Origin of the sequence: Pseudomonas inefficax (assembly GCF_032164165.1) — a bacterium.
Lineage (GTDB): Bacteria > Pseudomonadota > Gammaproteobacteria > Pseudomonadales > Pseudomonadaceae > Aquipseudomonas > Aquipseudomonas inefficax.
The window spans coordinates 84834-97045 of the sequence record NZ_CP134401.1 but is presented as its reverse complement, the minus strand read 5'-3'; the positions used below and the strand labels follow the sequence as shown (position 1 = coordinate 97045).

11 protein-coding genes are annotated in these 12212 nt (G+C 63.7%); 4 read left to right on the top strand and 7 right to left on the bottom strand.

What is annotated here, in order from left to right:
- Positions 1 to 176: 176 nt before the first annotated feature.
- Together RIN61_RS00450 and RIN61_RS00445 are read left to right on the top strand one after the other, a co-directional pair.
- Positions 177 to 1193 carry an FAD:protein FMN transferase gene (locus tag RIN61_RS00450; protein ID WP_112252544.1) on the top strand — a complete coding sequence of 339 codons (1017 nt, stop codon included), beginning with the start codon at positions 177 to 179 and terminating at the stop codon, positions 1191 to 1193.
- Positions 1194 to 1268: 75 nt separating this feature from the next.
- A complete protein-coding gene (locus RIN61_RS00445; protein ID WP_112252543.1) occupies positions 1269 to 2015 on the top strand; it encodes an SDR family oxidoreductase in 747 nt (248 codons plus the stop codon).
- 9 nt (positions 2016 to 2024) lie between these two features.
- On the opposite strand, the gene RIN61_RS00440 is transcribed toward RIN61_RS00445, so the two are convergent.
- The 4 genes from RIN61_RS00440 to RIN61_RS00425 form a co-directional block, all read right to left on the bottom strand.
- Positions 2025 to 3719, bottom strand: coding sequence for a response regulator (locus RIN61_RS00440; RefSeq protein ID WP_112252542.1), 1695 nt, complete (start codon positions 3717 to 3719; stop codon positions 2025 to 2027).
- A 117-nt stretch (positions 3720 to 3836) separates the two neighbouring features.
- Positions 3837 to 5246 (bottom strand): GntR family transcriptional regulator MpaR, encoded by a 1410-nt coding sequence (gene mapR / locus RIN61_RS00435; protein ID WP_313855235.1) that lies wholly within the window; start codon positions 5244 to 5246, stop codon positions 3837 to 3839.
- Positions 5247 to 5296: 50 nt separating this feature from the next.
- Complete coding sequence (ccoG, locus tag RIN61_RS00430; RefSeq protein ID WP_313855234.1) at positions 5297 to 6700, bottom strand: cytochrome c oxidase accessory protein CcoG; 1404 nt, start codon at positions 6698 to 6700, stop codon at positions 5297 to 5299.
- A gap of 121 nt (positions 6701 to 6821) precedes the next feature.
- Entirely contained in the window at positions 6822 to 7061 is a 240-nt protein-coding gene (locus RIN61_RS00425; protein ID WP_112252539.1) for a DUF3203 family protein, read from the bottom strand.
- Between the two features lie 236 nt (positions 7062 to 7297).
- Between RIN61_RS00425 and RIN61_RS00420 the strand changes: the two genes are divergently transcribed.
- Positions 7298 to 7816: an MgtC/SapB family protein gene (locus tag RIN61_RS00420; RefSeq protein WP_112252537.1), complete on the top strand. Its 519-nt coding sequence runs from the start codon at positions 7298 to 7300 to the stop codon at positions 7814 to 7816.
- 532 nt (positions 7817 to 8348) lie between these two features.
- Here RIN61_RS00420 and RIN61_RS00415 read toward each other — a convergent pair.
- The 3 genes from RIN61_RS00415 to RIN61_RS00405 form a co-directional block, all read right to left on the bottom strand.
- The gene (locus RIN61_RS00415) at positions 8349 to 9248 is read right to left on the bottom strand and encodes a hydroxymethylglutaryl-CoA lyase (RefSeq protein ID WP_112252536.1); all 900 of its coding nucleotides are present in this window, start codon (positions 9246 to 9248) and stop codon (positions 8349 to 8351) included.
- A 19-nt stretch (positions 9249 to 9267) separates the two neighbouring features.
- Positions 9268 to 9666, bottom strand: coding sequence for a MerR family transcriptional regulator (locus tag RIN61_RS00410; RefSeq protein ID WP_013972930.1), 399 nt, complete (start codon positions 9664 to 9666; stop codon positions 9268 to 9270).
- Between the two features lie 191 nt (positions 9667 to 9857).
- Complete coding sequence (locus RIN61_RS00405) at positions 9858 to 10733, bottom strand: helix-turn-helix domain-containing protein (protein ID WP_313855230.1); 876 nt, start codon at positions 10731 to 10733, stop codon at positions 9858 to 9860.
- 172 nt (positions 10734 to 10905) lie between these two features.
- Here RIN61_RS00405 and pobA point away from each other — a divergent pair, with 172 nt between their 5' ends.
- On the top strand, positions 10906 to 12093 hold the full coding sequence (gene pobA / locus RIN61_RS00400; protein WP_112252533.1) for a 4-hydroxybenzoate 3-monooxygenase: 1188 nt from the start codon (positions 10906 to 10908) through the stop codon (positions 12091 to 12093).
- The last annotated feature ends 119 nt before the right edge of the window (positions 12094 to 12212 follow it).

Sequence of the window (12212 nt, the reverse complement as noted above, 5' to 3'; positions counted from 1 at the left end):
CGTTAAGCGGAAAGGGAGGGGGATGATTGATCACCCGCGCAGATCAGAGTGTTCAATGATGATTTTGTTCGATTTTTGACCAGGTTTGCTGATGAACGGTAGGCCAATTGCCATCTCGCAATTCTGGTGAAATAGCCTGCGCCGCGAAAGGGCGGCCAGAGTCTGCGAGGTGTCGAATGATGCGCGCAAGCCTGCTGGTGATGCTGGTGACGGTGCTGTATGGCTGCGGCGAAAGGATCGAACGCTTTGGCGGGCCGACCATGGGCAGCACGTATTCGATCCAGTACGTACCCAATGCGCAGACGCCTGATGCGCGGCAGGTAAAGGCCGAAGTCGAGTTGATACTGGAGGCGCTCGACAAGCAGTTTTCCAACTGGCGCGCTGATTCCGTGGTTTCCCGCTTCAACGCTCTGCCGGCCGGCGCCTGTCAGGCGGTGCCGGAAGAGATGCAGCACTTGCTGGTGTACGGTGTGTCTCTGTTCCGTGAGAGTGGCGGGGCTTTCGACCTGACGGTTTTGCCACTGATGAACCTGTGGGGCTTCGGCCCGCAGTCACGCGGCAGGCAGGTGCCGGACGCCAGCACGCTGGCACGGGAGCAGGCACGGGTAGGCCTGCAGCATTTGCACCTGGATGGCGAAACGCTGTGCAAGGATGTGGCGGCGCAGCTGGATTTCGACAGCATGCTCGCCGGTCATGCGGTGGATCGGGTGGGTGACCGGCTTGCGGCCCTGGGTATCCAGGCCTATCTGGTCGAGATCACCGGCGAACTCAAGGGCGTCGGCCGCAAGCCGGATGGCTCGCCCTGGCGCATCGCCCTCGAAGTACCGAGTGGCGAGGGCGAGCAGCAAGTGGAGCGCGCCATCGCCCTGGATGGCTACGGCGTTGCCACCGCCGGCGATTACCGCAACTATTTCGAGGAAGGTGGCCAGCGTTATTCGCACACCTTCGATCCGCGTGTCGGCAGGCCGGTCAAGCACGCGCTGGCGGCAGTGTCGGTGGTCGACCCTTCGGTGCTGCGTGCCGATGCCCTGGATACACTGTTGATGGTGCTCGGCCCGGAGGAAGGCTATGCCTTCGCCGAGCGGCATGAAATCGCCGCCTATTTCATCATGCACCAGGGGCTGGGTTTCGCCGCGCGGGCCACGTCGCGGTTCGAGACGTTGTTCCCCACGCAGGGCACGCCAAGGCCGTAGCTGAAGGAAGGTCATTCCCACGCGCAGGCTTTTCCCCTATTGTCGATGCTCCCTTTCCAAACGATTGGCAGATCCATGGAGAAAGTCATCGTCATCACCGGTGCCAGCCGCGGCATCGGCGCCGCCACGGCGCTGCTGGCCGCCCGTGAGGGCTACCGCATCTGCATCAACTACCACGCCGACGACCAGGCCGCCGAGACCGTCCTCGGCCAGGTCCGCGAGCTGGGCGCCAAGGCCATCGCCGTGCGCGCCGACGCCAGTGTCGAGGATGAGGTCATCCAGCTGTTCCAGCGCGTGGACGAAGAACTCGGCCCGGTGACCGCGCTGGTCAATAATGCCGGCACCATCGGCCAGCAAAGCCGGGTCGAGGACATGTCCGAATTCCGTCTGCTCAAGATCATGAAGACCAACGTCGTCGGCCCCATGCTCTGCGCCAAGCACGCCCTGCTGCGCATGGCACGCCGGCACGGAGGGCAGGGCGGGGCCATCGTCAACGTGTCGTCGGTTGCCGCACGCCTGGGGTCGCCCAACGAATACGTGGATTATGCCGCTTCCAAGGGCGCTCTCGACACCTTCACCATTGGCCTGGCAAAGGAAGTGGCAGGCGAGGGTGTGCGTGTAAACGGCGTGCGGCCAGGCTACATCCACACCGGGTTCCATGCGCTGTCGGGCGACCCCGACCGGGTCAGCAAGCTCGAACCCGGCTTGCCGATGGGGCGCGGCGGGCACCCCGAAGAAGTGGCCGAGGCCATCCTCTGGCTGCTCTCGAACAAAGCCTCGTACTCTACCGGCAGCTTCATCGACCTGGGCGGCGGGCGCTGAACGCGCCGGTCAATCCTCCAGCAGCATGCCTACCCGTTCGGCCAGCACTTGCAGCTCGAACGGCTTGGTCAGCACCCAAGTACCTTGCAACAACTGGCCGTCACTGAGCGCCGCGCTTTCGTCGTAGCCGGTGATGAACAGCACCTTCAGGTCGGGGTGGCGCTCGCGGCAGCGTTCAGCCAACTGGCGGCCGTTCAGGCCGCCGGGCAGGCCGATATCGCTCAGCAGCAGGTCTGGCCGCTCGCCAGCTTGTAGATGGGCGAGGGCGGCCGGGCCGTTTTCGAATGCATCAACCCGATAACCCAGTTCTTCCAGCACCTCGCAGACGACCACGCGCAAGGCAGCCTGGTCTTCGACCAGCAGGATACGCTGAGTGGTTGTGCTGCTTTTTTCCGGCGATGTGCGCGGTGGCATGGGTGCCGGGGCTTCGGGGTGCTCGTGGTGGCGGGGAAGCAGCAGCTCGATGCGGGTGCCTTCGCCCAGCGTCGACAATACCCGGAGCTGCCCGCCCGACTGGCGCACGAAACCGTAGGTCATCGACAAGCCCAGGCCAGTGCCCTGGCCCATCGGTTTGGTGGTGAAGAACGGGTCGACGGCGCGCTCGGCCACCTCCGTCGACATGCCGTTGCCGTTGTCGATGATGCTCAGCCGTACGTATTCGCCAGCTGGCAGTTCCAGTGCGCGGGCTTGCTCGTCGTCGAGCAGCAGGTTGTCACCGTGGATATCGATCACGCCGCCGGCAGGCATGGCATCGCGGGCATTGATGCACACGTTGAGCAGGGCGCTTTCCAGTTGTGGCGGGTCGATGAAGGTCGGCCACAGCTGGCGGGGGAAATGGCTGGCCAGGGTGATGGCGGGGCCGATGGTGCGGCGCAGCAGCTCTTCCATGCCGCACACCAGCGCGGCCACTTGCGTGGAGCAGGGCTGCAGGGTCTGCTGACGGGAGAATGCCAGCAGCCGGTGGACCAGCGAGGAGGCCCGCTGCGCCGAACCGCTGGACAGTTCCAGCAAGGGTTCCAGGCTGTCGAAACGCGACTGGGCCAGGCGCTGGCGCATCAGCTCCTGAGCTCCCAGAATACCGCCCAGCAGGTTGTTGAAGTCGTGGGCGATGCCGCCAGTGAGCTGGCCCACGGCTTCCATCTTCTGTGCCTGGCGCAGGGCCTCCTCGGCCTTGGCCCGTTCTGCCAATGCCGCATTCACCCGTTCTTCCAACTCCTCGTTCAAGCGCTGCAGGGCAAGCTCGGCCCGCCGTCGTTCGGTGACGTCCTTGAACAGTACCGCCACCTGGCGCTTTTCGGCAGGCTCTACCCGGAAGGTGGTCACCGACAACACGCGACCGGTGGCGACCAGCTCCTGCTCGAAATGCAGTGGCTCGCCCGTGCGCAGCACCGCGCCATAACGAGCGACCCAGTCGTCGGCCTCATCGGGCACCATCTCGCGCAGTCTCTGCCCCACCACGTTGGGGATGCCGGCGTGTTTGGCATAGGCCGCATTGGCCAGCACATGTACATAGTCGCTCAGCGGGCCGTGCGGGCCGTCGAAGAACTCGATGATGCAGAAGCCTTCGTCCATGGTGTCGAACAACGAGCGATAGAAGTTTTGGTCGTGTTGCTGATGGCTTGCCAGGCGGGCCTGCAGCAACGCGTTCTGCTGCTGCAGGGCTTCGACTTGTTGGCGCAGTGAAAGCAGGTCGCGGGAGGGCATGCCGAAGTCCGACAAAGATGAAGCCCAGACTTTAGCCTGTTCGGTAACTGGCGAATAGCCAGTCAACGCGGGGGGTAGCGGATCGGGCAACGATAGTCGTTCACCGGGCGCCCGCCATCAGAACGAGCGGATGATCCGCCCCAGGGTTTCTATGGCCCGTTCGGCATCCTCATGCCAGGGGCTGCCGTAGTTCAGGCGGATGCAGTTGCCGAAGCGCCGGGTGGGCGAGAAGATCGGGCCGGGTGCGATGCTGATGCCTTGGGCCAAGGCCATGTGGAACAGCTTGAGGGCGTCCATCCGTTCGGGCAGCTCCAACCACAGGAAGTAGCCGCCGGACGGTTGGCTGACTCGCGTTTGCGCCGGAAAGTGCCGGGCGATGGCGGCCAGCATGTTGGCCTGCTGGCCTTCCAGGGCATAGCGCAGCTTGCGCAGGTGGCGGTCGTAGCCGCCGTGCTGCAGGTAATCGGCGATGGCCGCCTGGGCCGGCATCGAGGCACACAGCGAGGTCATCAGCTTGAGCCGCTCGATCTTCTGCGCAAAGCGCCCGGCCGCCACCCAGCCGATGCGGTAGCCAGGCGCCAGGCTTTTGGCGAACGAGCCGCAGTGCATCACCAGCCCCTGGGTGTCGAAGGCCTTGGCCGGTTTGGGGGCCTGTTGCGCGTAGTACAGTTCGGCGTACACGTCGTCTTCGATCAATGGCACCTGATGGCGCGCCAATAGCTCTACCAGTGCCTGCTTTTTCGCTTCCGGCATGCTGGCGCCCACTGGGTTCTGGAAATTGGTCATGCACCACACGGCCTTTACCGGGTGCTTTTCCAGCGTTTGCGCCAGCACGCCCAAGTCCATGCCTTCGCGCGGGTGCACCGGGATTTCCACGGCCTTGAGCTTGAGCCGCTCCAGTACCTGCAGGCAGGCATAGAAGGCCGGGGCTTCGATGGCCACCAGGTCACCGGGCTGGGTGACGGCCTGCAGGCACAGGTTCAGGGCTTCCAGCGCGCCGTTGGTGATCAGCAGCTCCTCCATGGGCAGCATCAACCCGCCGACCATGTAGCGCAGGGCAATCTGCCGACGCAGCTGCGGGTTGCCGGGTGACAGGTCGGTCACCACCATGCGCGGGTCCATGCTGCGGCTGGCGCTGGCCAGCGAGCGCGACAGGCGTTGCAGCGGAAACAGCTCGGGGCTGGGGAAGGCCGAGCCGAACGGCACGGTGTTGGGGTCCTTGATCGAGTCGAGGATCGAGAACACCAGCGCGCTGACGTCCACGTCGGTGGACTCGCTGACCGGTTGCAATGCCTGCGGCTCGCTGAACTGGCGCGGGGCATGGGCGTTGACGAAGTAGCCCGAGCGCGGCCTTGCACGGATCAGCCCGCGCCGCTCCAGCAAGTAGTAGGCCTGGAACACGGTGGACGGGCTGACCCCGTGGGTCTGGCTGGCATAGCGCACCGAGGGCACGCGCTGGCCGGGGCCCAGCACCCCGGAGCGGATCAGTTCGGCGATGTCGTCGGCAAAGCGTTCGTAGCGTTTCATTCTGGCCTTCTGTCGAAGCCTGGCAGGCAAGGTGGAGTCAGTGTAAGGGATCACCGGTTCATCGGTGCGACGAAGCGGCTGTGGGCCACGCTGCGGATGGCGGGGTCGTCGCGCTCGCTGATCTCGAAGCTCAGCGCCTGCGAGCTGCTGGCCGGGCGCTCGGCGAGCATCGCCACCGACACCGGCAGTTCGCTCATTTCACCGGCAGGGATCATGAATGAAGTCTTGCCCTGCAGGCTGAAGCCGTCGGCGTCGAGCAGGCGCAGCTCGTAGTGCCGGGTGCTTTCGGTCTTGTTGATGACCTTGAGCAGGTAGATGTTCTCGATCTGGCCCTGAGCGTTCTCGCGGAACAGGCCGCGGTCCTTGATCACGTCCAGCGACACCATCGGACGCAGCTGCAAGGCCACCACCAGCGCCGCGATCATCACCGCCAGCGCGGCAGCGTAGCCCAGCAGGCGCGGGCGCAGCCAATGGGTGGTGCCACCTTGCATGCTGCGTTCGGACTTGTAGCCGATCAGGCCACGTGCATAGCCCATCTTGTCCATTACCCCGTCGCAGGCATCGATGCACGCCGCACAACCGATGCAGGCCATTTGCAGGCCATCGCGAATATCGATGCCGGTCGGGCACACCTGCACGCACAAGGTGCAGTCGATGCAGTCGCCCAGGCCCTGGGCTCGGAGGTCGGTGCCTTTCTTGCGCGGGCCACGGGCTTCGCCGCGACGCGGGTCATAGGCGACCGCCAGGGTGTCCTTGTCGAACATCACGCTCTGGAAGCGTGCATAGGGGCACATGTGCAGGCACACCGCTTCGCGCAGCAGGCCGGCATTGATGTAGGTGGCGGCGGTGAAGAACAGCACCCAGAACAGCGCCACGCCGCCCAGTTGCAAGGTGAACAGTTCCGCGGCCAGTGGGCGGATCGGGGTGAAGTAGCCGACGAAGGTCAGCCCGGTGAGCACACCAATGGCCAGCCACAGGCTGTGCTTCAGCGTGCGCCGGGCCAGTTTGTTCAGGCTCCAGGGCGCGGCGGCCAGCTTGATGCGCTGGTTGCGGTCGCCCTCGGTGAGCTTTTCGCACCACATGAACAGCCAGGTCCAGGTGCTCTGCGGGCAGCTGTAGCCGCACCACACGCGGCCGGCATACACGGTGATGGCGAACAGGCCGAAGGCGCAGATGATCAGCAGCGCCGACAGCAGGATGAAGTCCTGCGGCCAGAAGGTGGCGCCGAAGATGTGGAATTTACTGTTGCCCAGGTCCCACAGTACGGCCTGGCGGCCGTTCCAGTTCAGCCAGGCGGTGCCGAAGAACAGCACGAACAGGGCGCCGGCAAAGCCGATGCGCAGGTTGCGGTACAGCCCGGTGAAGCTGCGGGTATGGATGCCATTGTCGGCGCGGTGCAGCTGGGGGCTGGCTGGGGCAGTGGCGATCTCTGTGAAAGGGATTCTATCGTTCATGGCTCGGTGCTCATCAGGCCTCGATCAGGCATGAGCACTATGGCCCTGAGGCTGTTATCAGCACAGGCTCAGATTTTGCGATAAAAACCGTATCAGATTTGCGGGCAAGCCCCGCCAGGCCTCAGATTACCGAGCCTGGCGTGCTGGCCTTCAGATGCCTGCGGCTATCCACCGCACCCGCGACGGTCAGTGCATCGGCCTCTGCTTCGGTAATGGGCACGCGCTGGCCGGCGAGCAGGGCCACTGACATGCGCAGCTGTTCGTCGGTGACGATTTCGATGTCCGGGCCATCACCCTCGATGCGCAGGTCTTCACCGATGAGGGTGCAGCGGCGGGTTGATTCGTCGATTTCAACGGGCATGGGGTGGTCCTCCTGGGAGTGGTTACAGGGTGGGACCACAGGGGGAGGGCGGTTGCTGCATCAGGAAGCTGAGCGGCACTTTGCGCTGTGTTCATAGGTCAGTCTTTGTAGATGCCAGGCACGGCCTCTTCGCGGGTAAACCCGCTCCCACAGGTGTTGCGATCCCAGTGGGAGCGGGTTTACCCGCGAAGAGGCCGGGCCTGGCAACACCAATGTCAGGCACGGGAACAACCGCAATGGACCTCATCTGGCAAGCGATCCAGGCCGAATTCGCCGATATCACCGACGCTCGCGAAGTCACGCAAATCCTCGTCCGCCTGTTGATGGCAGCCCTGCTCGGCGCCGTGTTGGGCTTCGAGCGCGAGCACAAGGGCAAGGCCGCCGGGGTGCGCACGCATATGCTGGTTTCGCTGGGCGCCGCGCTGTTCGTGCTGGCGCCGAGCATGGCTGGGGCCAATGAGCAGGCGCTGAGCCGGGTGATCCAGGGCATTGTCGCCGGTATCGGTTTTCTTGGTGCGGGCACCATTCTCAAGGGGAACGGCCAGGACGCAAGCCATGTGAAGGGCCTGACCACTGCCGCCGGGTTGTGGATGACCGCCGCCATCGGTACGGCAGCCGGCATGGGCCGCGAAGCCACGGCATTGATCAGCACGATACTGGCCCTGCTGGTGCTGGGCACGATGCCGTTGCTGGTGGACAAGCTCGAAGGGCAGGACGAGGGAAAGCAGGAGGAGGAAGAGGGCAGGAAGCACTGAGGGGAGCCGAAGCTCCCCTCAAAGCGTTGTTGCCTGCTCTTTTTTTATTATTGGGACCGGCCTGTTGTTGTTTTTGTCAGCCTGTCCTGGTGTTGCGGGCGACCCCCATGCGGGGTCAAGAGCAAACGTATTTTTTTGAGCGCTGACCTGCCTTCATCATTGCTGATCCGAACCTGGCTGCCGCTACCTTGAGGTAGTTTTATTGTTCTGTGCCAGACCGCGGGGCGTACCCCTGAAAAGCGTGTCTACTCCAAAAAAATCTGCTTGCTACGCCTCTGCCGTGTTGTTCTTGTTATGTCAGAGCCGTTACCTGTTGTTTTTATTGGGTGTCACATTCTTTTTGTTGTTGTGCCAGAGATATAGCAGGGTGCGTGCCAACTTTTTCAAGCCCTTTAAAATCAAGCACTTAGCGATTTTGGTCGAGATCGATCGGCCTGAAATTTTGCCGATTTGTTTCCCTGTTACCCGATTTTTTGCTGCAAAACGTGGGGGCGGTAACACTCCACCCACACCAATGTGACACCTGTATGACCTATTGCGCGCTGCGCGCCCGCGCTACCCGCGACCCGTTGTCGCGGCCCAGCACGCTGCTGATGCGGCGGCCGGCGGCGATCAGTCGGTCCAGGTCGATACCGGTTTCAATGCCTAGCCCCTGCAGCAGGTACACCACATCTTCACTGGCGATATTGCCGGTAGCGCCTTTGGCATAGGGGCAGCCGCCCAGCCCGGCCACGGAGCTGTCGAACACGCTGATGCCTTCGAGCAGGCTGGCATACACGTTGGCCAGGGCCTGGCCATAGGTATCGTGGAAGTGCCCGGCCAGTTGCTCGCGCGGTACCTGTGCCGCGACCACCTCGAACAGGCGCCGGGTTTCGCCGGCGGTACCGGTGCCGATGGTGTCGCCCAGCGATACTTCGTAGCAGCCCATGTCGTGCAGGGCGCGGGCCACCGGGGCGACCTGCTCGGCGCTGACCTTGCCCTCATAGGGGCAGCCGAGCACGCACGACACATAGCCGCGCACGCGCACACCGTGGTTGCGCGCGGCTTCCATGATCGGCTCGAAGCGCTTGAGGCTGTCGCTGATCGAGCAGTTGATGTTGCGTTGCGAGAAGGCTTCGGAGGCGGCCGCGAACACCGCCACTTCCTTCACGCCTGCGGCCAGGGCGTCCTCGAAGCCGCGCAGGTTGGGGGCCAGCGCCGCATAGGTGACACCTGGGCGCTGGTGGATGCCGGCGAACACTTCGGCGGAGCCGGCCATCTGCGGCACCCACTTGGGCGAGACGAAGCTGCCCACTTCGATATAGGCCAGGCCCGCTTCGGTGAGGTCGTCCACCAGGCGCACCTTGTCGGCAACGCTGATGGGTTGGGCTTCGTTCTGCAGGCCGTCGCGGGGGCCAACTTCGACCAGGCGGACGTGTTTGGGCAAGGGCATGGCGGGTTTCCTGTGGCGTTCAGCGGTTGTCTTTGTTGTTCAGGGTGGCAGCCAGGGCCTGTTCGCAGCGCTCCTGGGCGGTGTCCAGCTCCAGCTGCATCTGGTGGATGTCGAGCATCTGCTGTTCCAGCTGGGCGCGGCGCTCGGCGATTTTTGCCAGCATGCTGTTGAGCTGCTTGAGGTTGCCGCTGGAGGGGTCGTACAGCTCGATCAGCTCGCGGCATTCGGCCAGCGAAAAGCCGATGCGCTTGCCGCGCAGGATGAGCTTCAGACTGACCTTGTCACGCGCCGAATAGATACGCTCCAGGCCACGGCGCTCGGGGCTCAACAGGCCCTGTTCCTCATAGAAGCGGATGGCGCGGGTGGTGATGTCCAGCTCGCGGGACAGGTCGGAAATACTGTAGGTCTGGGTGCTCATGCTGGGGCTCGGCGTGGGGTATGCGGGTATCCTGAGGGCAGGTTGACGTATACGTCAAGCAGGGGCGCGAGATGAGTGTTGCCAGTACTGGCCTCTTCGCGGGTAAACCCGCTCCCACAGGAAGTGCACAGGTCTTGAGGATGTGGGAGCGGGTTTACCCGCGAAGAGGCCAGCACAGGCGAAAAAATTACTCAGACAACCCCCGACCTGCGATACCCATTCGGTGTCTGCCCACTCAACCGCTTGAACCACCGGGCAAAATACGTCGGGTCGGTAAACCCCAGGCTATCCGACAACTGCCCGATGCTCATCCGCGTATAGATCAGGTTGCGCCGCGCCTCCAGCAGCAACCGCTGGTGCACCACCTGCAATGCGGTCTGCCCACTCAGCGCCCGGCACAGCTGGTTCAGCTGCAAACTCGGAATATTCAACTGCGCGGCAAAATCCTCCACCGACAGGTGCTCACGGTAGTGCGCCTCGACCAGGCGCAGGTACTGCCCCAACAACTGGCGGTCCCGTTCATCGCGGTTGCGCGGCGCCTGCCCCAGTTGCTGGCGGCGGCTGATCCACACCATCAGCGCCATCACCAATGCTTCGAGCAAGGCTGCCCGCGCCGGGGCGTTGCCCTGGTACTCCTGCTGCAGGGTGTCGATCAGGCTGCGCAGGCGAACCCGGTCGCGGCCCAGCGGGTAACAGGCCGCCTTTGCCAGCACTGCCAGCGGCGCACCCAGGCGCTGCTCCAGGTTGGCCACCAGTGCCGTGCCAAAGGTCAACACATGCCCCTGAATGTCGGCGCTGAAGCGAAAGCCGTGCACGGTCATTGGCGGCACCACCTGGATCGCCGCTTCGCTGATGGCGCTGCGCCCCCCCTCGATCTCCACCTCGGCCCGGCCACGCTGCACATACAGCAACTGAAACAGCTCGGCATGCTGGTGCGGCTTGATTTCCCAGTGGTGCAAACGGCTACGCGCCGGGATCGACTCGCAGTGCAGCAGATCGGTGCCGGGCCAGGCCTGGTTTTCGCCATAGAGCTTGAACAGGGGGACGCCGGGGAGGGTGAATTTCATGCGTACAGGCCTGTCCGTTAATCGAACGTTTTTTGTAAAAGTGCAGGTTATACATGGAATAGCACACTTCCATGGCTGTTTTTGCCAGTAAAAATGCAAAGGCAAACCCTAACAGCAGATGCCGCCCCACTGCCAGTCCAGGGCCGGCATCGTCCGCACAGAGACAAAAACAATGAAAACTCAGGTCGCAATTATTGGTGCAGGTCCGTCTGGCCTGCTGCTCGGCCAACTGCTGCACAAGGCCGGTATCGATACGCTCATCGTCGAACGCCAGACGCCCGAATACGTGCTCGGTCGCATCCGTGCCGGGGTACTGGAGCAAGGCACGGTCGACCTGCTGCGTGAAGCCGGGGTGGCCGAGCGCATGGACCGTGAGGGCCTGGTACACGAGGGTGTCGAGTTGCTGGTCGGCGGGCGCCGCCAACGCCTGGACCTCAAGGCCCTGACCGGTGGCAAGACGGTAATGGTGTACGGCCAGACCGAAGTCACCCGTGACCTGATGCAGGCACGTGAAGCCAGCGGCGCGCCGATCGTCTATTCGGCAAGCAACGTCCAGCCGCACGAACTGAAGGGCGAACGGCCCTACCTGACCTATGAAAAAGACGGCCAGGTGCACCGGGTGGACTGCGACTACATCGCCGGCTGTGACGGCTTCCATGGTGTCTCCCGCCAGAGCATCCCCGAGGGCATCCTCAAGCTGTACGAGCGGGTCTACCCGTTTGGCTGGCTGGGCATGCTGTCAGACACGCCGCCGGTCAACCACGAACTGATCTATGCCCACCACGAACGGGGTTTCGTGCTGTGCAGCCAGCGTTCGCACACCCGTAGCCGCTACTATCTGCAGGTGCCGCTGGAAGAGCAGGTGGAGGCATGGTCCGACGAGCGTTTCTGGCAGGAGCTCAAGGCACGCTTGCCCGAAGACGTGGCTGCACGCCTGGTCACCGGCCCGGCCCTGGAAAAGAGCATCGCGCCGCTGCGCAGCCTGGTGGTCGAGCCGATGCAGTATGGCCACCTGTTCCTGGTCGGTGACGCCGCGCACATCGTCCCGCCGACCGGTGCCAAGGGCCTGAACCTGGCGGCATCGGACGTCAACTACCTGTACCGCATCCTGCTAAAGGTGTACCGCGAAGGGCGCACCGACCTGTTGCAGCAGTATTCGCCGCTGGCCCTGCGCCGGGTTTGGAAAGGCGAGCGCTTCAGCTGGTTCATGACCCAGCTGCTGCATGACTTCGGCAGCCACAAGGACGCCTGGGACCAGAAGATGCAGGAGGCCGACCGCGAGTATTTCCTGACCTCGCCGGCGGGGCTGGTGAACATTGCCGAGAACTATGTAGGGCTGCCGTTCGAAGAAGTGGCCTGACCTGCAGGTGAAAGCCTGGCCAACGCGCAATTCCTGTAGGAGCGGCCTTGTGTCGCGAAAGGGGGGCGAAGCGCCCCCGGGATCTTCGCATTCCTGCAAAATTGCCGGGGCCGCTTTGC